General features: G+C 52.5%; 16 protein-coding genes. 12 read left to right on the plus strand and 4 right to left on the minus strand.

Annotated features, from left to right (window positions below; all coding sequences use genetic code 11):
- Positions 1-13: 13 nt before the first annotated feature.
- Positions 14-2,686 (minus strand): bifunctional acetaldehyde-CoA/alcohol dehydrogenase, encoded by a 2,673-nt coding sequence (gene adhE, locus FOC35_RS18885; RefSeq protein ID WP_016536734.1) that lies wholly within the window; start codon positions 2,684-2,686, stop codon positions 14-16.
- A 475-nt stretch (positions 2,687-3,161) separates the two neighbouring features.
- Here adhE and FOC35_RS18890 point away from each other — a divergent pair, with 475 nt between their 5' ends.
- From FOC35_RS18890 to FOC35_RS18920, 7 genes are all read left to right on the plus strand, one after another.
- Entirely contained in the window at positions 3,162-3,809 is a 648-nt protein-coding gene (locus FOC35_RS18890; protein WP_172569813.1) for a YchE family NAAT transporter, read from the plus strand.
- A 799-nt stretch (positions 3,810-4,608) separates the two neighbouring features.
- A complete protein-coding gene (gene oppA / locus FOC35_RS18895; RefSeq protein WP_016536728.1) occupies positions 4,609-6,240 on the plus strand; it encodes an oligopeptide ABC transporter substrate-binding protein OppA in 1,632 nt (543 codons plus the stop codon).
- A 108-nt stretch (positions 6,241-6,348) separates the two neighbouring features.
- A complete protein-coding gene (gene oppB, locus FOC35_RS18900) occupies positions 6,349-7,269 on the plus strand; it encodes an oligopeptide ABC transporter permease OppB (RefSeq protein WP_016536727.1) in 921 nt (306 codons plus the stop codon).
- Positions 7,270-7,281: 12 nt separating this feature from the next.
- Complete coding sequence (gene oppC, locus FOC35_RS18905) at positions 7,282-8,190, plus strand: oligopeptide ABC transporter permease OppC (RefSeq protein ID WP_172570403.1); 909 nt, start codon at positions 7,282-7,284, stop codon at positions 8,188-8,190.
- 10 nt (positions 8,191-8,200) lie between these two features.
- Positions 8,201-9,214: an ABC transporter ATP-binding protein gene (locus FOC35_RS18910; RefSeq protein WP_172569814.1), complete on the plus strand. Its 1,014-nt coding sequence runs from the start codon at positions 8,201-8,203 to the stop codon at positions 9,212-9,214.
- Positions 9,211-10,215: a murein tripeptide/oligopeptide ABC transporter ATP binding protein OppF gene (oppF, locus tag FOC35_RS18915; RefSeq protein ID WP_016536724.1), complete on the plus strand. Its 1,005-nt coding sequence runs from the start codon at positions 9,211-9,213 to the stop codon at positions 10,213-10,215. The genes FOC35_RS18910 and oppF overlap by 4 nt, the downstream gene beginning before the upstream one ends.
- Before the next feature lie 52 nt (positions 10,216-10,267).
- Positions 10,268-11,116, plus strand: coding sequence for an ion transporter (locus FOC35_RS18920; protein WP_016536723.1), 849 nt, complete (start codon positions 10,268-10,270; stop codon positions 11,114-11,116).
- A 24-nt stretch (positions 11,117-11,140) separates the two neighbouring features.
- On the opposite strand, the gene FOC35_RS18925 is transcribed toward FOC35_RS18920, so the two are convergent.
- Both FOC35_RS18925 and cls read right to left on the minus strand, forming a co-directional pair.
- Positions 11,141-11,470, minus strand: a complete 330-nt coding sequence (locus FOC35_RS18925) for an HI1450 family dsDNA-mimic protein (RefSeq protein WP_016536722.1) — start codon at positions 11,468-11,470, stop codon at positions 11,141-11,143.
- A 37-nt stretch (positions 11,471-11,507) separates the two neighbouring features.
- Positions 11,508-12,968 (minus strand): cardiolipin synthase, encoded by a 1,461-nt coding sequence (gene cls / locus FOC35_RS18930; protein WP_172569815.1) that lies wholly within the window; start codon positions 12,966-12,968, stop codon positions 11,508-11,510.
- Between the two features lie 146 nt (positions 12,969-13,114).
- Here cls and FOC35_RS18935 point away from each other — a divergent pair, with 146 nt between their 5' ends.
- The 3 genes from FOC35_RS18935 to FOC35_RS18945 all read left to right on the plus strand — a co-directional run bounded on the left by FOC35_RS18935 (position 13,115) and on the right by FOC35_RS18945 (position 15,807).
- Positions 13,115-13,294 (plus strand): YciY family protein, encoded by a 180-nt coding sequence (locus FOC35_RS18935; RefSeq protein WP_071704092.1) that lies wholly within the window; start codon positions 13,115-13,117, stop codon positions 13,292-13,294.
- Positions 13,295-13,546: 252 nt separating this feature from the next.
- Positions 13,547-15,016: a sensor domain-containing diguanylate cyclase gene (locus FOC35_RS18940; protein WP_254065312.1), complete on the plus strand. Its 1,470-nt coding sequence runs from the start codon at positions 13,547-13,549 to the stop codon at positions 15,014-15,016.
- 26 nt (positions 15,017-15,042) lie between these two features.
- Positions 15,043-15,807, plus strand: a complete 765-nt coding sequence (locus tag FOC35_RS18945) for an EAL domain-containing protein (protein WP_016536718.1) — start codon at positions 15,043-15,045, stop codon at positions 15,805-15,807.
- A 44-nt stretch (positions 15,808-15,851) separates the two neighbouring features.
- Here FOC35_RS18945 and FOC35_RS18950 read toward each other — a convergent pair whose 3' ends face one another.
- Positions 15,852-16,148: a YciI family protein gene (locus FOC35_RS18950; RefSeq protein ID WP_039898288.1), complete on the minus strand. Its 297-nt coding sequence runs from the start codon at positions 16,146-16,148 to the stop codon at positions 15,852-15,854.
- 215 nt (positions 16,149-16,363) lie between these two features.
- Between FOC35_RS18950 and tonB the strand changes: the two genes are divergently transcribed.
- A complete protein-coding gene (gene tonB / locus FOC35_RS18955) occupies positions 16,364-17,104 on the plus strand; it encodes a TonB system transport protein TonB (protein ID WP_039898287.1) in 741 nt (246 codons plus the stop codon).
- Between the two features lie 312 nt (positions 17,105-17,416).
- Positions 17,417-19,078, plus strand: a complete 1,662-nt coding sequence (locus FOC35_RS18960; RefSeq protein WP_172569817.1) for a ShlB/FhaC/HecB family hemolysin secretion/activation protein — start codon at positions 17,417-17,419, stop codon at positions 19,076-19,078.
- The last annotated feature ends 2 nt before the right edge of the window (positions 19,079-19,080 follow it).

A 19,080-nucleotide genomic window follows, 5' to 3' on the forward strand; every position in this document is an offset into this window, starting at 1 on the left:
AAGGCAGAGGCGATTAAGCGGTTTTCTTCGCTTTCTTGTCTGCTTTAGCTGCCGGAGCGGCTTCTTTTGCTGCCGCGCCTTCTACGTATTCACGTCCGTAGAAAGTATCCAGCAGGATCTGTTTCAGCTCGGAAATCAGCGGATAGCGCGGGTTAGCGCCGGTACACTGGTCATCGAATGCGTCTTCAGACAGCTTATCAACGTGGGCCAGGAAGTCAGCTTCCTGCACGCCAGCTTCACGGATAGATTTAGGAATACCCAGTTCAGCTTTGATGGTGTCCAGCCAGGCCAGCAGTTTCTCAATCTTAGCCGCAGTACGGTCGCCCGCAGCGGTCAGACCCAGATGGTCGGCGATTTCAGCGTAGCGACGACGTGCCTGAGGGCGGTCGTACTGGCTGAAAGCAGTCTGCTTGGTTGGGTTGTCATTCGCGTTATAGCGGATAACGTTGGAGATCAGCAGGGCGTTCGCCAGACCGTGAGGAATGTGGAACTGAGAACCCAGTTTGTGAGCCATTGAGTGGCACACGCCCAGGAAGGCGTTAGCAAACGCGATACCGGCGATGGTTGCCGCGTTGTGAACACGTTCGCGAGCGACCGGGTTTTTAGAACCTTCATTATAAGAAGCCGGCAGGTTTTCTTTCAGCAGTTTCAGCGCCTGCAGAGCCTGGCCGTCAGAGAACTCGCTCGCCAGAACAGAAACGTAAGCTTCCAGGGCGTGAGTCACGGCATCAAGACCGCCGAATGCGCACAGGGACTTAGGCATGTCCATAACCAGGTTGGCATCAACAATCGCCATATCCGGGGTCAGCGCGTAGTCTGCCAGCGGATATTTCTGGCCGGTTGCATCGTCGGTTACAACCGCAAACGGCGTAACTTCAGAACCGGTACCGGAGGTGGTGGTGACCGCGATCATTTTCGCTTTCACGCCCATTTTCGGGAACTTGTAGATACGTTTACGGATGTCCATAAAGCGCAGCGCCAGTTCTTCGAAGTGGGTTTCAGGATGTTCGTACATCACCCACATGATTTTAGCAGCATCCATCGGGGAGCCGCCGCCCAGGGCGATAATCACGTCTGGTTTAAAGGAGTTAGCCAGCTCTGCGCCTTTGCGAACAACGGTCAGCGTTGGGTCAGCTTCAACTTCAAAGAACACTTCGGTTTCAACGCCAGCGGCTTTCAGAACAGAGGTAATCTGGTCCGCGTAGCCGTTGTTGAACAGGAAGCGGTCGGTGACGATCAGCGCACGTTTGTGGCCATCAGTAATCACTTCGTCCAGCGCAATTGGCAGGGAGCCACGGCGGAAGTAAATAGATTTCGGAAGTTTATGCCACAACATGTTCTCAGCTCGCTTAGCAACGGTTTTCTTGTTGATCAGGTGCTTCGGACCCACGTTTTCAGAGATGGAGTTACCACCCCATGAACCACAGCCCAGCGTCAGGGAAGGGGCCAGTTTGAAGTTATACAGGTCACCGATACCACCCTGAGAAGCCGGGGTGTTAATCAGGATACGTGCAGTCTTCATTTTGTCGCCGAAGAACTTCACGCGCTCAGGCTGGTTGTCCTGGTCGGTATACAGGCAAGATGTATGGCCGATACCGCCCATCTCTACCAGTTTTTCCGCTTTAACCACGGCGTCTTCGAAGTTTTTGGCGCGGTACATTGCCAGCGTCGGAGACAGTTTTTCGTGAGCGAACGGTTCGGACTCGTCAACAACTGAAACTTCGCCAATCAGAATTTTGGTGTCAGCCGGGACGGTGAAACCTGCAAGCTCAGCAATTTTGGCAGCAGGCTGGCCCACGATTGCGGCATTCAGCGCGCCATTTTTCAGGATGATGTCCTGAACGGCTTTCAGCTCTTTACCCTGCAGCAGGTAGCCGCCGTGGGTAGCGAAGCGCTCGCGCACTGCGTTATAAGCAGAGTCAACCACGATGACGGACTGTTCAGAAGCACAGATAACGCCGTTATCGAAGGTTTTGGACATCAGAATAGACGCGACAGCACGTTTGATGTCGGCAGTTTCGTCAACCACAACCGGGGTGTTACCCGCGCCAACGCCGATAGCAGGTTTACCGGAGCTATAGGCCGCTTTAACCATGCCCGGGCCACCGGTTGCCAGAATCATATTGATATCCGGGTGGTGCATCAGAGCGTTGGACAGTTCTACGGAAGGTTGATCGATCCAGCCGATCAGGTCTTTCGGTGCACCGGCAGCGATTGCAGCCTGCAGCACGATATCCGCTGCTTTGTTGGTTGCATCTTTAGCACGCGGGTGTGGCGAGAAGATGATGGCGTTACGGGTCTTCAGGCTGATTAAAGATTTGAAGATAGCGGTAGAGGTTGGGTTGGTGGTTGGCACGATACCGCAGATGATACCGATAGGTTCAGCGATAGTGATGGTACCGAAGGTGTGATCTTCAGACAGCACACCGCAGGTTTTTTCATCTTTATAGGCGTTGTAGATATATTCGGAAGCAAAGTGGTTTTTAATCACTTTATCTTCGACAATACCCATGCCGGATTCGGCAACGGCTAATTTTGCAAGTGGGATTCGAGCGTCGGCAGCGGCCAGGGCGGCAGCTCGGAAAATTTTGTCGACTTGCTCTTGAGTAAAGTTGGCATATTCACGCTGGGCTTTCTTTACGCGCTCTACGAGGGCGTTCAGTTCCGCGACATTAGTTACAGCCATAATGCTCTCCTGATAATGTTAAACTCTTTTAGTAAATAAGCTGCGCGAGTCGACAGTATAGTCAGCAGGCAACAGGTTGCGTGTTAAGACAAAAAGTGACCGTGTAAATACTCAAATCGTCCGCTGATTTACTAAAAGAGCCTGACCCTGAATAAGCCGCTGGAGATATTATTTCTGCTCTTCAGGTGACCCCAAGAGTACCCACTTCTGAGTAGATTTTTCGTGATCTACATCACAAGTATCTCATGCTGACACCTTTCAGCTAACAGTATCCAGGTGTTTGAAAAATCATTAAAATTTTAGTCACAACGGCGACAACTCACGTTACCATATTTTCAACATTCGGGTAACAGTTTGCCTGGCTGCTAAAATTAGTTGTCAGGGCAGTCGATTATGCAGGGAAATAGCGTGGCGGCGGGGGCGGTTTTCCATTACATTACGCCTGCTTTTGCTTTGTTCATTTGCGGAGTCTTGCGTGGCCCAATCCTTTTTTGACTTGCCAACCTATATTAAGTTTTTTATCGGGATGTTTGCCCTGGTCAACCCGGTAGGAATTATTCCTGTCTTTATCAGCATGACCAGCTATCAGAGCGCGGCTGCAAGAAATAAAACCAACCTCACCGCCAACCTTTCCGTCGCCATTATTCTCTGGACCTCGCTGTTTCTTGGTGATGGCATTTTGCAGGTATTTGGCATTTCAATTGATTCGTTCCGCATTGCCGGCGGCATTCTGGTGGTGACCATCGCCATGTCGATGATCAGCGGCAAACTGGGCGAGGATAAACAAAACAAGCAGGAGAAGTCGGAAAGCGCAATTCGCGAGAGCGTGGGCGTGGTACCGCTGGCGCTACCTTTAATGGCGGGGCCGGGGGCAATCAGCTCCACCATCGTATGGGGAAGCCGCTACCATAACTGGGCTCATCTGCTCGGTTTCTCTATTGCTATTGCGCTGTTTGCCTTCAGCTGTTGGTTGCTGTTCCGCATTGCTCCGTGGCTGGTGCGCATGCTCGGCCAAACCGGCATCAACGTCATCACCCGTATCATGGGCCTGCTTTTAATGGCGCTCGGCATCGAATTTATTGTTACCGGCGTGAAAGCCATTTTCCCCGGCTTAGTAAGTTAATTCGACTGCCCCTTTCAAATGAAAAAGCAGAATCTCTATTCTGCTTTTTTTCTCTCTATAGATAAAAAATTCAAATAAACATTGCTCCATTTGCGCAAAAGCATATGCGAATCATTCATAAGAAAATGCTTTGGAAAACCGCTAATTAGCCGTTGACCTTGTAACAGGCTGTACATAAAAGTGGCGATTGAAATTATATTTAGCCGCCGTTATGCAATCAGGCTTGCTGCGGGTTTATTGAGATGATATTAGTAATTCATGCCTTCCCGCAGAGGAATGTGCTAAAAAATAACCAATTGTTAATTTTTTGTGAGTGGTGTAGCAGGTGAGTCATGTTCTTCCCTCCTGATGAGGCGATGTCATAGTAACTCCATGATTATAAAGATTATGCGTGAGTTACTGTTGCAGCTTATTAAGCGTCGCTTCCCCCACAATCTCTCCATAAAAGAGAAATGGTTAACAAATTTGCAAATTGTATTGGCGGGTATCTGAAGCTTTTGATACTTTCCGGGCAAAACAATTCGCTGAAAAAAGTTTCTTTTGCAGATGAGAATGATTACGCAGCGTAATCATGCCTATCGCGATAACGAACAACCGGCCGTCGACCACGCAATCGGCGGCATAACAGAATCGACGTAATGAGGCTGTCGTATCGAACGGCCCGAAAATAAAGTCGGTGATAGCGAGAAGTAAAAGCAGTATTCCCTACGGACGCTTAACGCTCCTGCGCTGTAAGGGACCCCAAGGGGAAGAGGCCGGCTTTCGGGCCGGTAATTATAATGAGTGGAGTACCAACACAATGACAAACATCACTAAAAAAAGCCTGATTGCAGCAGGCATTTTAACTGCGCTAATTGCCGGCAATGTCGCTATGGCGGCTGACGTCCCGGCGGGTGTTCAACTGGCAGAGAAGCAAGACCTGGTTCGTAACAACGGTTCAGAACCACAATCTCTGGACCCGCACAAAATTGAAGGCGTGCCGGAGTCCAACATCAGCCGCGACCTGTTTGAAGGTCTGCTGGTTACCGACCTGCAGGGTCACCCAACCGCCGGCGTTGCCGAGTCATGGGATAACAAAGACTTTAAAGTCTGGACCTTCCACCTGCGTAAAGACGCTAAATGGTCTAACGGCGAACCTGTTACCGCTCAGGACTTCGTTTACAGCTGGCAGCGCCTGGCTGACCCGAAAACCGCTTCCCCGTACGCAAGCTACCTGCAATACGGCCACCTCGCTAATATCGACGATATCATCGCCGGTAAAAAACCAACCAGCGATCTGGGCGTAAAAGCCATCGACGCAAATACTCTGGAAGTGACTCTTAGCGAGCCGGTTCCTTATTTCTACAAGCTGCTGACTCACCCGTCCGTTTCTCCGGTTCCTAAAGCAACCATTGAAAAATTCGGCGACAAATGGACTCAGCCAGCAAACATCGTGACCAACGGTGCTTATAAAGTAAAAGACTGGGTTGTTAACGAACGTATTGTTCTGGTGCGTAACACCGACTACTGGAATAACAAAAAAACCGTTATTAACCAGGTGACCTACCTGCCAATCTCTTCTGAAGTTACCGACGTAAACCGCTACCGCAGCGGCGAAATCGACATGACTTATAACAACCTGCCGATTGAGTTGTTCCAGAAGCTGAAGAAAGAGATCCCAACTGAAGTACACGCCGATCCGTATCTGTGCACCTATTACTACGAGATCAATAACCAGAAAGCACCGTTTACCGACGCTCGTGTACGTACCGCGCTGAAACTGGGCCTGGATCGTGACATCATCGTAAATAAAGTGAAAAACCAGGGTGACCTGCCTGCTTACGGCTACACCCCACCGTATACCGATGGCGCGAAACTGACCAAACCAGAGTGGTTCACCTGGTCTCAGGAAAAACGTAACGAAGAAGCTAAGAAACTGCTGGCCGAAGCGGGTTACACCAAAGACAAACCGCTGACCTTCAACCTGCTGTACAACACCTCTGATCTGCACAAGAAGCTGGCTATCGCCGTGGCTTCCATCTGGCAGAAAAACCTGGGTGTGAACGTCAAGCTGGAAAACCAGGAATGGAAAACCTTCCTGGATACCCGTCATCAGGGAACCTTCGACGTGGCGCGTGCTGGCTGGTGTGCGGACTACAACGAACCGACCTCCTTCCTGAATACCATGCTGTCCGACAGCTCGAACAACACCGCTCACTATAAGAGCCCGGCGTTCGACAAAATCATTGCCGATACTCTGCAGGTGACTGACGAAGCTCAGCGTACTGCGCTGTACGACAAAGCAGAGCAGCAGCTTGATAAAGACTCAGCAATCGTTCCGGTTTACTACTACGTTAACGCCCGCCTGGTTAAGCCGTGGGTAGGTGGTTATACCGGTAAAGACCCGCTGGATAATGTCTACGTCAGAGACTTGTACATTATCAAACATTAATGGCAATTCGTGGGGCAGGGCTCACCGGCTGCGGCCGGTGGCTCAGTCTTGCCCCATCGTGTCTTATTTACATCGCACTGCAAAGGCACAGGCCAGAAGGTACGGGCAATGTTGAAATTTATTCTACGTCGTTGTCTGGAAGCAATTCCGACACTCTTTATTCTTATAACGATCTCCTTCTTTATGATGCGTCTCGCACCGGGTAGCCCTTTTACCGGCGAACGTACGCTGCCGCCGGAAGTGATGGCGAATATTGAAGCGAAGTATCACCTGAACGATCCTATTACGACCCAGTATTTCAGCTATTTAAAACAGCTGGCGCACGGGGACTTTGGGCCGTCGTTTAAATACAAAGATTATTCTGTGAACGACCTGGTGGCTTCCAGCTTCCCGGTTTCCGCGAAATTAGGCGCAGCCGCCTTCATCTTTGCCATCGTGCTGGGCGTAACGGCGGGCGTAGTCGCGGCACTTAATCAAAACACCAAATGGGATTACACGGTAATGGGCTTTGCGATGACGGGGGTGGTTATCCCCAGCTTCGTGGTGGCTCCGTTGCTGGTATTGATATTCGCCATCACCCTGAAGTGGCTTCCCGGAGGGGGCTGGAACGGTGGGGCGCCGAAGTACATGATACTGCCGATGATTGCCTTATCCCTGGCCTACATCGCCAGCATCGCGCGTATTACCCGCGGCTCGATGATTGAAGTTCTGCACTCGAACTTTATCCGTACCGCCCGCGCTAAAGGCCTGCCGATGCGCCGCATCGTACTGCGCCATGCGCTGAAACCCGCTCTGCTGCCGGTACTTTCCTACCTGGGGCCAGCATTTGTGGGGATAATCACCGGTTCAATGGTTATTGAAACGATTTATGGTTTGCCGGGTATCGGCCAGCTGTTTGTAAACGGAGCGCTGAACCGTGACTACTCACTGGTTCTCAGCCTGACCATTCTGGTCGGTGCGCTGACGATTCTGTTCAACGCGATTGTTGACGTGCTGTACGCCGTTATCGATCCGAAAATCCGTTACTAAGCTGGAGTGGCCATAATGTTGACTAAGAAAAACAGCGAGGCGCTGGAAAACTTCAGTGAAAAACTGGAAGTTGAAGGCCGCAGCCTGTGGCAGGATGCGCGTCGCCGTTTTATCCATAACCGCGCGGCAATCACCAGTTTGGTTGTGCTGGTGCTGATTGCGTTATTCGTGGCGCTGGCTCCGTTTCTGTCGCAATTTACCTACTTTGATACCGACTGGGGCATGATGTCCGCGGCGCCTGATATGGCATCCGGGCACTACTTCGGCACCGACTCATCGGGCCGTGACCTGCTGGTTCGCGTAGCCATCGGGGGGCGTATCTCACTGATGGTGGGTGTTGCAGCGGCGCTGGTGGCCGTTGTCGTCGGGACGCTTTACGGCTGCCTGGCGGGTTACCTCGGCGGCAAAACCGACTCGGTAATGATGCGCCTGCTGGAGATCCTGAACTCCTTCCCGTTCATGTTCTTCGTTATTCTGCTGGTGACCTTCTTCGGGCAAAACATCCTGCTTATCTTCGTGGCTATCGGCATGGTTTCATGGCTGGATATGGCGCGTATCGTGCGCGGCCAGACCCTGAGCCTGAAACGCAAAGAGTTTATCGAAGCGGCCCACGTTGGCGGGGTATCTACCATCAATATCGTGCTGCGCCATATCGTGCCGAACGTGCTGGGCGTGGTGGTGGTTTATGCTTCGCTGCTGGTGCCGAGCATGATCCTGTTCGAATCTTTCCTGAGCTTCCTCGGTCTGGGTACCCAGGAGCCGCTGAGCAGCTGGGGCGCGTTGTTAAGCGATGGCGCCAATTCCATGGAGGTTTCACCGTGGCTGCTGCTGTTCCCGGCAGGCTTCCTGGTGATTACGCTGTTCTGTTTTAACTTTATCGGCGATGGCCTGCGTGATGCCCTCGACCCGAAAGATCGTTAAGGAGTCCTCCATGAGTACAATTGAAACCTCTGCGGTGGCCACTCCACTGAACACATCCGGGGCGCTGCTCGACGTTAAAGACTTGCGCGTAACCTTTGGAACGCCTGACGGTGACGTAACGGCGGTCAATGACCTCAACTTCAGCCTGCGTGCCGGTGAAACACTGGGCATCGTGGGTGAGTCCGGTTCAGGTAAATCCCAGACCGCGTTTGCGCTGATGGGCCTGCTGGCGGCTAACGGCCGCATCGGCGGCTCGGCTAAATTCAACGGCAAAGAGATCCTCAACCTGCCGGAGTCGCAGCTCAACCGCCTGCGCGCCGAGCAAATCTCGATGATTTTCCAGGACCCGATGACGTCCCTGAACCCGTATATGCGGGTGGGCGATCAGCTGATGGAAGTCCTGATGCTGCACAAAAAACTCGGCAAAGCGGAAGCGTTTGAAGAGTCCGTGCGCATGCTGGATGCGGTAAAAATGCCGGAAGCGCGTAAGCGCATGCGTATGTTCCCGCACGAATTTTCCGGCGGTATGCGCCAGCGCGTGATGATTGCTATGGCGCTGCTGTGTCGTCCAAAACTGCTGATTGCCGATGAGCCAACTACCGCGCTGGACGTTACCATTCAGGCGCAGATAATGACGCTGCTCAACGAGCTGAAGCGCGAGTTTAATACCGCGATCATCATGATCACCCACGACCTGGGCGTGGTAGCCGGTATCTGCGATAAAGTGCTGGTGATGTATGCTGGGCGCACCATGGAATACGGCAAAGCCCGGGATGTGTTCTACCAGCCGGTACACCCTTACTCTATTGGCCTGCTGAACGCGGTGCCGCGTCTGGATGCCGAAGGGGAAGCGCTGCTGACTATTCCCGGCAACCCGCCGAACCTGCTGCGCCTGCCGCAAGGCTGCCCGTTCCAGCCTCGCTGCCAGTTCGCAATGGAAGCTTGTAATAGCGCTCCGCCACTGGAGCAATTTGGTGAAGGCCGCCTGCGCGCCTGCTTTAGACCGGTGGAGGAATTAGTATGAGCACCGTTGCAGATGAGAGAAAAGTTCTGTTAGAAATTGCCGATCTAAAGGTTCACTTTGATATTAAAGACGGTAAACAGTGGTTCTGGCAGCCTTCAAAAACCCTGAAAGCCGTGGACGGCGTAACGCTGCGCCTGTACGAAGGGGAAACCCTCGGCGTGGTGGGCGAGTCCGGCTGCGGTAAATCGACTTTTGCTCGCGCCATCATCGGCCTGGTAAAAGCGACCGAAGGCCGGGTGGCCTGGCTGGGTAAAGATCTGCTGGGAATGAAGCCGGAAGAGTGGCGCGACGTGCGTAGCGACATCCAGATGATTTTCCAGGATCCGCTGGCGTCCCTGAACCCGCGTATGAACATCGGGGATATTATCGCCGAGCCGCTGCTGACTTATCATCCTAAAATGCCGCGTCAGGAAGTCCGTGACCGCGTAAAGGCGATGATGATGAAAGTCGGCCTGCTGCCGAACCTGGTGAACCGCTATCCGCACGAGTTCTCCGGCGGCCAGTGTCAGCGTATCGGGATTGCCCGCGCGCTTATCCTTGAGCCTAAGCTTATCATCTGTGATGAGCCGGTTTCCGCTCTGGACGTGTCGATTCAGGCGCAGGTGGTTAACCTGCTGCAAAAACTGCAGCGCGAAATGGGCCTGTCGCTTATCTTCATCGCCCACGACCTGGCGGTAGTTAAGCATATTTCTGACCGCGTGCTGGTCATGTACCTCGGCCATGCGGTAGAGCTCGGCACCTACGACGAGGTTTACCACAACCCGCTGCACCCTTACACCAAAGCGCTGATGTCGGCTGTGCCTATTCCCGACCCGGACCTGGAGAAGAACAAAACTATCCAGCTGCTGGAAGGTGAATTGCCGTCGCCTATCAACCCGCCTTCAGGCTGCGTGTTCCGTACGCGCTGCCCGATTGCCGGGCCGGAATGCGCTAAAACGCGTCCGGTGCTGGAAGGCAGTTTCCGCCACGCGGTTTCCTGTCTGAAGGTTGACCCGCTATAATCCCGCTAAGGGCCGGCACCGAGCCGGCCTTTTTTTTTATGCGAGGATCATCGTGTCAGGGACTAGTTCATCATTTCGGGCGCTGCTTTACCGCTTTCTGTTCGACCAAAACACCCGCTCCGGCCGCCGCTTTGAGGCGTTCTGTGGCCTGCTGGCGCTGCTTAGCGTTGCCGTTGTCTTTACCGAATCCAGCGTGGGAAACGACCCGAGCCTGACCTATGGCGAATGGCGCCTGTTTATCTGGCTGGAAATTATCTTCACGCTGCTTTTCACCTGCGAATATTTTCTGCGCGTGCTCACCTGGCCGAAACCCATACGCTATGTCTTTAGCTTCTGGGGGATTATCGACCTCGCGACCATGCTGCCGCTTTATGTGCTGTGGCTGTGGCCAGAATTCGCTATTCACTACTACTTTGCCTGGCGGGCGATGCGGGCGATACGCGTGCTGCGTATTCTCAAGCTGCTACGTTATATGCCCGCCCTCAAGAGCCTCTGGCGCAGCCTGATTAACGCCAGCAATCAGCTGATTCTGTTCTATTCGTTTATCGCCATCGTGATGGTGGCGGCGGGCGCGCTGATGTACGGCATAGAAGGGAAGGCCAATGGCTTCACAAGCCTGGGTGTCTCGGTCTACTGGGCGGTTGTTACGGTAACGACGGTGGGCTACGGCGATATTGTGCCGCATACGGCCATCGGGCGTTTTGTTGCATCGCTGCTGATTTTGATTGGCTATTCGGTGATTGCTATTCCGACAGGTATTTTAACCTCTCAGATGTCTCAGGATATGCAAAGAAGGCGTTCAGTGCGGGAATGTACGCGCTGCCATCAGCAGGATCATGCGGCCAATGCGCATTACTGTAAAACCTGCGGAGAGCATTTACCGAAGCTTGATGAAAAATAACGCGGCCAGGCGGCCGCGCTACGGTTACTCACGCCACAGAATATGGCAAAGCTTGTGGTCTTTATCGCGGCACAGCAGCACGCGGGCAAAGACATCGTTCAGCTCTCCGCCGTCGGTTTCGGCCAGCCCGATAACCACTTCTGCAAAGAAGTCCGGGTTCAGGTCGAAATCGACGTGCTCCTGCCAGTCTTCGGAAGGATCGAACAGCTCCGCGCCGCCGCGCTCTTCAAATTGCAGGTTGAATAAAATAATGTCGGCAGGGTCGAGGTTATCGCCCGCCAGCTCGAGAAAAATATCGTACGCCTGCTCTAAAGTCTCGTCTTCGGTCAGGCGGTTGTTCAGATCCATTTCCATGTCTACATCCACTTATCGAGTGCTGATGCGCCACGTTTTACAGCAACGGACTAAAGAAGTAAAACAGTCGCTCTGTCACCCGCTGCCACAGCGGGCGTTTTAGCCACAAATGCTCATCTAACAGCCGTGAGCGGGAGATATAGTCGTCCTGTACTGCGGCCAAATCACCGGCAAAACCTTCGTCATCAATCACCAGCGTTATCTCAAAGTTGAGCCACAGGCTGCGCATATCCAGGTTCACGGTGCCGACCAGACTTAACTGGCCGTCAACCAGTACGCTCTTGGTATGCAACAGGCCGCCTTCGAACTGGTAAATCTTCACTCCGGCGGCGAGCAACTCGGTAAAGAAGGCGCGACTTGCCCAGCCGACCAGCAGAGAATCGTTCTTGAGTGGAACAATAATGCTGACGTCCACGCCGCGCTGCGCTGCGGTGCAAATCGCGTGCAGCAAATCATCGCTCGGCACGAAGTAGGGGGTGGTCATTATCAGATATTCACGCGCCGCATAAACCGAGGTCAGCAGTGCCTGGTGGATCAGGTCTTCCGGGAAGCCCGGCCCGGAGGCGATGGTGTGAATAGTGTGGCCGCTGGCCTCTTCGAACGGCATGATATTTTCGTCTGGCGGCGGCGGAAGAATGCGTTTGCCGGTCTCTATCTCCCAGTCGCAGGAGTAAACAATCCCCATCGCCGTGGCGACCGGGCCTTCCATACGTGCCATCAGGTCAACCCACTGGCCCACGTTAGAGTCCTGCTTGAAGAACCTCGGGTCGACCATGTTCATACTGCCGGTGTAGGCAATATAGTTATCGATCATCACCATTTTGCGGTGCTGGCGTAAGTCCATACGGCGCAGGAAGACACGCATCAGGTTAACTTTAAGCGCCTCAACCACCTCAATACCGGCATTGCGCATCATATTAGCCCACGGGCTACGGAAGAAGGCGACGCTGCCCGCGGAGTCGAGCATCAAACGGCAATGAATACCGCGCCGTGCCGCCGCCATGAGCGACTCGGCAACTTGATCTGCCATACCGCCGGGCTGCCAGATGTAGAACACCATCTCGATGTTGTGCCGGGCCAGCTGGATGTCACGGATCAACGCCTGCATGGTGTCATCCGAACTGGTGAGTAACTGAAGCTGGTTGCCTTTTACTCCGGCAATGCCCTGGCGCCTTTCGCAAAGCTGGAACAGGGACTCGGCGACCTTACTGGTCTCACTGGCGAAGATATGCTTGCAGTTTTTCAGGTCTTTCAGCCATTTTGCCGTCGAAGGCCACATCGCTCTGGCGCGTTCCGCACGCCGTTTGCCAAGGTGGAGTTCCCCAACCGAGAGGTAAGCAATAATGCCGACCAGCGGCAGAATATAGATGATCAAAAGCCAGGCCATAGCTGAGGGTACGGCGCGGCGTTTCATCAAAATTCGCAGCGTAACGCCGGCAATCAGCAGCCAGTAGCCGAGAATGACCAGCCAGCTCACCACGGTATAGAAGGTTGTCATGCCTTAAAAATCCTTTTGAAACCGAATAGTTGAGAGTGTACGCAGAACTTTCAGCGCTTAACACTAAAAGTATACGCAAAACGGATGGTTTGCCCGGCAGAAGGTTCTATAATGGCGGGTCTTTTTTAGAAAGTTGAGTGGTAAAAATGAGGCGTAGCAGAACGGAAGTCGGGCGTTGGCGGATGCAGCGCCAGACGCAAAAACGCAGGGCGCGTTGGCTGGAAAGCCAGTCCCGACGCAATATGCGCATCCATGCCATTCGAAAGTGCCTGGTGAACCAGCAGCGTAATACCTTGCTGTTTGCCATCCACGATCGCTGGGCATAAGGCCAGGGCACCGCATGCGGTGCCCATCAAATTTATATCTCCTGTAAATGAGGAAATAACGTTTCCGATAAGCTGGAAATTATCTTTCCAGACGGCGGAAGTTTGTTTTTTTTATGATCGCGATCATCCCATAAGCCGGTTGTAGTGGCTATTTTGTGCTTTTTAATTTACAGCACACGGAAGCGAAATAATTTGATTGCCGATTTAGTTAAAAAGGATTTCTCTTACGCTAAAAGAGTGAATTTTTTATTTGTGATTATTGTTACTGTGCTAATTATTTTTAGTGTGGCAATTTCCGGTGTAAGTTATAGTCATCAAAAAAGTACGCTGCACAAAGAAAACGAAGGCTTCGTTCATAACGTTGCGACATTCTATCTTGAGCAGCAGTTGAAGGTTTTAGAAAATACTCTATGGCAAAACACTATTTTACTGGACAGTAAAAATGTTGAAGCCCTGGTAAATAATCAAAACCAGGAAATGGAGAAAAAGTTAACGACTTCAATATCCGTGATGCCGTCCGTTTCCGGCTATATTGTGGCGAAGCGTGATGGTCGCTATAACAGCATACCCAAATCCTATATCGACAGCAGTTTTGAGCTGGCCGGGCGGGCGTGGTACGAGAATATTAGCGTCAAAAATGCCTTTGTTAACTACTCCGAAATCTACGCAAATGCGGTGGATAACGTAGCGGTTATCACGATGTCGAAGCTGCTCCATAGCGATACCGGGATGCGCTATGGCGTGTTTGCGATGGACCTGAACCTGGTTAACATGAGCTATCCTCTGCGCCAGCTCAAAAGCCCGAGCGTCGGCCATTTCTCCATCGTGGACAGGCAGGGAAAAGCGATACTCGATGCCGATAGCGACGCTATAGGCACCGGCGTTATTTCGCCCGCTATTATGCAGAGAATGAGCAATGGCCTGGGCTCATTTTTTGATAAAAATGCGCGTAAGTATTATTACTATTATTCCTACTCTAACCCCGACTGGTTTGTGGTGTATGGGGTAAATGAAAGTGAAATTGAAGGCTTTGCACTTTTCGAAACTAAAATTATCATTCCGGCATTTATATTCTGCCTGACGATTTATCTTATGCTGTGGTTCTTTATGCGCCAGTCAATCAAGTCAATGATCGTTGATATTGTTTCGATGATGCGTTTTGGCAGACTGGCGCTGGATGAGGGCGCGGATAATAAACTCATCAGCGAGATAGCCGAAAGCAGCCAGCAAATAAAAAATGCCAAACATATTTCCCTCACCGATGGGCTCACCGGGCTGCTAAACCGCCGCAGTTTCGATAACGATCTCGATTATCTAATCACTCGCGAAGCCCCTTTCAGCATCGGTATCGTCGATATTGATAATTTCAAAAAAATAAATGACGGCTTCGGCCATCTGGTTGGCGACACGGTGCTGAAAGTGGTGGCCGATATGGGAATGGGCCTGCTCGACGACCGCGCCAAACTCTATCGCTACGGCGGGGAAGAAATTGCCTTTATCTATTTTTCGGGCAACCAGGTCAAGGCGATGGAAATCATGGAGAGCTGGCGTAAGCAGCTGGAGGCCAAAGTCTGGCGTGAGCCAGGGCTTACGGTAACGTTTAGCGGCGGCCTTTGCCCGTGGCGGGGGGAAGACTACGCGCGCCTTATCGAGAAGGCGGACAAGCTGCTCTATAAAGCCAAATCCAGCGGTAAAAATAAAGTTGTCATCGCGACCAGCTAAGGCGCACCTGCACGAGGAGTTTTAATATGGAAAAAAGCACTGAATTTATCGTTAATCGGGTGATGAAAAATAATTTTAGCCTGGCTTTTGAGTCGCTATTGCAGCCGATTTTTGACACATCCAGCTTTAAATGCGTCGGGACCGAAATGCTAATCAGGGGCGTTCATCGCCGTAATCTGATTGCCCCGAACCTGTTTATTAACCGTCTGGAAGAAAACGGCGGCATCGTTTCCCTGGGAGAGCATGTGATTGAAATGGCCTTCAGCTATATGGCGGAGGTCATTACGCCGCACAATGCGGCTTATCCGCTGCATCTGAACCTTTCCCCGGTGCAGCTGAACGACGAGGGATTTGCCGGGCGAGTTTGTGCCCTGGCGGCCAGGCTTGCGGTTCCCGTTGGGCGCATTGTTTTTGAAATTACGGATAACGATATCGCGCTGGACGATACCGGGCGCGAAAATGCCCTGCGCCTGCGTGAAGCCGGCTTTTTGATGGCCTGGGATAATATTCATGGGGTGAATCAGCTCCAGGACAGGCTGGCGCTATTAAGCGTTGACTTTATTAAGCTCGACCGCTCCTGTTTTAAAGCTTCCTGCACAGATGAAACGCTGAACATCGTGCGCTGTGCTCAGGACCATGAGGTAGATGTGATTGCCGAAGGGGTGGAAACCTTTTCCCAGATGCAAATGCTGTTTAATAACAATGTCCGTATGGCGCAGGGATTTCTCTTCTCGCGCCCGCTGGACAGAGACAGCTTTCGCCGCAAGTATCTGCTGATGGTTGAGGCATAAGCGAACAGCGAGCCTGCGAATGTCACAGGCTCGTTTTACTTCTATCAGAATACTTTCTTGAACGGCTTAACCGAAACCTGCTCATAGACACCGGCCGCAACATACGGGTCGGCATCAGCCCAGGCCTGGGCTTCTTCAAGCGAGGCGAACTCGGCTATCACGGTGGAGCCGGTAAAGCCAGCGGCGCCCGGGTCGTTACTGTCTACGGCTGGCATCGGGCCTGCGGTAAGCAGTCGCCCTTCATCACGCAGCAGTTGCAGTCTGGCCAGGTGGGCAGGGCGCACTGCCAGGCGTTTCTCCAGTGAGTCAGCAATATCCTGGGCATAAATTACATACAGCACGAGCACACTTCCTTCTTAATGTTGGGTTGCAAAAACACGGTAAGTGAACGGCGCGAAGACTGCAATTGAAAGATAAACAGGATGTTAAATCCTTGAGATAACTGCGGGAAATTAGCGCACACAGCATGAAAAAGCGCGCCTTTACTCGATGCGTTGTTGAATATGATTGCTATTTGCATTTAAAATTGCGGTCTCTTAAAGATACTGAAACCATTATGACGTCAATGACCCTCGATTTACCTCGCCGCTTTCCGTGGCCGACCGTACTCTCCGTCGGGCTGCACGGTGCCGTTGTGGCCGGGTTGCTCTACACCTCGGTACATCAGGTTATTGAGTCCCCGGCGCCTTCGCAGCCTATCAGCGTCACCATGGTTGCGCCAGCCGACCTTGAGCCGCCGCAGCCTGAAGTTGTTCAGCCGCCGCCTCAGCCGGTAGCGGAACCCGAGCCGGAGCCTGAACCGATCCCCGAGCCGCCAAAAGAAGCGCCGGTGGTTATTCACAAACCTGAGCCTAAACCAAAGCCGAAACCTAAGCCGAAACCGGTTAAGAAGGTCGAGCAGCCGAAGCCGGAAGCTAAGCCGGTAGAACCGCGCCCAGCCTCGCCGTTCGACAACAATGCGACGCCGCGCCCTTCACCGACTCCGGCAGCTAAACCGGCACCAGCCGCACCTGCACCTTCGGCAAACGTCGGGCCGCGCGTTATTAGCCGCGACAGGCCGCAATATCCTGCTCGTGCCTTCGCTCTACGCATGGACGGAAGCGTGCGGGTTAAGTTCGATGTAGATTCGGACGGGCGCGTCAGCAACGTCGAGATCCTTTCGGCCCAGCCGGCGAATATGTTCGAGCGCGAAGTTAAACTGGCGATGAAGAAGTGGCGCTATGAAAGCGGTAAGCCCGGGCAGGGGATTGTCGTGAACATCAAGTTCCGTATCAGCGGCGGCGCAAGCATGGATTAACGCCCTGCGTCCAGCCGTTATTAAAAAGCCGCGGCATTTTGTGTTGCGGCTTTTTTATATTTCTCTACTCAAGTCACATAATTAAAATAAAAATCATATCTTTATTATTATATTTCCCGGCAGAGTCATAAAAATAATTTAGCGGTTTAAAAACAATGAGTTGAAAATTCACCTTGAACTTATCTTAAATTATATCTTTAACTTAACTGAAATTAACTACCAATTATAATAGGGCTGTTTATTTAAGACTTTTCTTATTTCGGCGGGAGGTGGCATACTACCAATAATTCGAAATAAAATATTAGCTACTTTATGCGCAATTACCGTAAGGCCGCATTACTGTGCGTGCTGGTTTATTCCTCATTAAATAATGCCGCTCCGTTATCACCTGCCGACAGAGATACCGTGCGCCAACAGCAGGAAGACCTGCTATTACAGAATCAGCAGCAGCGAGAAGAATTACAGAGAAGCCTTCAGCCACGGCTGGAGCGGCCTGCAGCCGTGTCTGATCAAGGCCCCTGTTTTACCATAAATCAAATTAATATTGATCATGCCACGCTGCTTTCCAGTAAAATCCAAAAAAAACTTATCGCGCCTTATATTAATCAGTGTCTGGGAATGGCGAAAATTAATAATCTGACGCGTGATATCTCCGACTGGTATATCAACCGGGGCTACATAACCAGCCGCGCATTTCTGACCGAACAGGATCTTTCCGGCGGGGTTTTGCATGTAGCTGTGCTGGAAGGGCATTTGCAGGATATTCGTATCGAAGGCGCGCCGCCCCGTCAGCTAAAAATGGCGTTTCCGGGACTCATTGGCAAAATCCTTAATCTGCGCGATATCGAACAGGGAATGGAACAGATCAACCGGCTGCGCACCGTGCCGGTACAGATTGAAATTCTGCCGGGAGATAAAGCCGGGGAATCTATTGTTAATCTTACGGCCACGCCCGAATTCCCGCTTTCAGCCGCGGCAGGTTTCGATAACAGCGGGCAAAAGAGCACCGGAACCGGGCAGCTTACCGGCTCCATCACCGCCAATAACCCACTTGGGCTTGCGGATAAATGGTTTATCAGCGGCGGGCGCAGCAGTGACTTCGCAAGCAGCCATGACGCGCAAAGTTTCCAGGCCGGAGTCAATATCCCCTGGGGCTACAGCCTGGTTGATTACAGCTACAGCTGGAGTGACTATCTCAGCACCCTCGACAACAAAGGCTACCTGTGGCGTTCGTCCGGGCGGGCGGAAAGCCACCGCCTCAGCTTCTCTCAGGTGCTGTACCGCAACGGTGATTTAAAAACCGCGGCCTCCATCGGCCTGTCCCATCGCATCAGCCGCAACTACCTCAACGATGCGCCGCTGCTCAGCAGCAGCCGCAAGCTTAGCAGCCTGCAATTTGGCCTCAATCACACCCAGAAAGTGCTGGGCGGCGTGGCAACTTTTAACCCTTCTTTCAGCCACGGCATGCCCTGGTTTGGCGCAGAAAATGATAACGGCAAGAGGGGGGATGTGCCGAAGGCCGAGTTTAAAAAGTGGAGTCTTAACGGCAGTTTCCAGCGCCCTCTGGCGCAAAAAATATGGTGGCTGAGCAGCATTTACGGCCAGTGGTCGCCGGACAAGCTCTACGGCAGCGAGCGGTTGACTATCGGCGGCGAAAGCTCGGTACGCGGCTTTAAAGAGCAATATCTTTCTGGCGACAACGGCGGCTATCTGCGCAATGAAATCAACTATGCGCTCTTCAGCCTCCCCTGGCTGGGAAACGTCAGCGCAGTCGTGGCGGTTGACGGCGGCTGGCTGCGTAACGATAGCGCCGACCAGCAGGCATCAGGCACGCTGTGGGGCGTTTCCGGGGGCTCAACCGTTTCCGGGCGCTACTACTCAAGCCAGTTCAGCGTGGGCACGCCACTTCAGTATCCCGGCGAGCTCGCGCCGGACCACCTCGTCATTTATTACCGCCTCGGTTTAGCGATATAGGA

Origin of the sequence: Cedecea sp. FDAARGOS_727, assembly GCF_012273235.1 — a bacterium.
Taxonomy (GTDB): Bacteria; Pseudomonadota; Gammaproteobacteria; order Enterobacterales; family Enterobacteriaceae; genus Cedecea; species Cedecea davisae.

Bases quoted from the DNA above. Each gene is read 5' to 3' on its own strand.
- FOC35_RS18935 (WP_071704092.1), top strand. From the start codon at position 13,115: ATGAGGCGTAGCAGAACGGAAGTCGGGCGTTGGCGGATGCAGCGCCAG.
- FOC35_RS18910 (WP_172569814.1), top strand. From the start codon at position 8,201: ATGAGTACAATTGAAACCTCTGCGGTGGCCACTCCACTGAACACATCC.
- oppB (WP_016536727.1), top strand. From the start codon at position 6,349: ATGTTGAAATTTATTCTACGTCGTTGTCTGGAAGCAATTCCGACACTC.
- oppA (WP_016536728.1), top strand. From the start codon at position 4,609: ATGACAAACATCACTAAAAAAAGCCTGATTGCAGCAGGCATTTTAACT.
- oppF (WP_016536724.1), top strand. From the start codon at position 9,211: ATGAGCACCGTTGCAGATGAGAGAAAAGTTCTGTTAGAAATTGCCGAT.
- FOC35_RS18925 (WP_016536722.1), bottom strand. From the start codon at position 11,470: ATGGAAATGGATCTGAACAACCGCCTGACCGAAGACGAGACTTTAGAG.
- tonB (WP_039898287.1), top strand. From the start codon at position 16,364: ATGACGTCAATGACCCTCGATTTACCTCGCCGCTTTCCGTGGCCGACC.
- FOC35_RS18960 (WP_172569817.1), top strand. From the start codon at position 17,417: ATGCGCAATTACCGTAAGGCCGCATTACTGTGCGTGCTGGTTTATTCC.
- FOC35_RS18945 (WP_016536718.1), top strand. From the start codon at position 15,043: ATGGAAAAAAGCACTGAATTTATCGTTAATCGGGTGATGAAAAATAAT.
- adhE (WP_016536734.1), bottom strand. From the start codon at position 2,686: ATGGCTGTAACTAATGTCGCGGAACTGAACGCCCTCGTAGAGCGCGTA.
- cls (WP_172569815.1), bottom strand. From the start codon at position 12,968: ATGACAACCTTCTATACCGTGGTGAGCTGGCTGGTCATTCTCGGCTAC.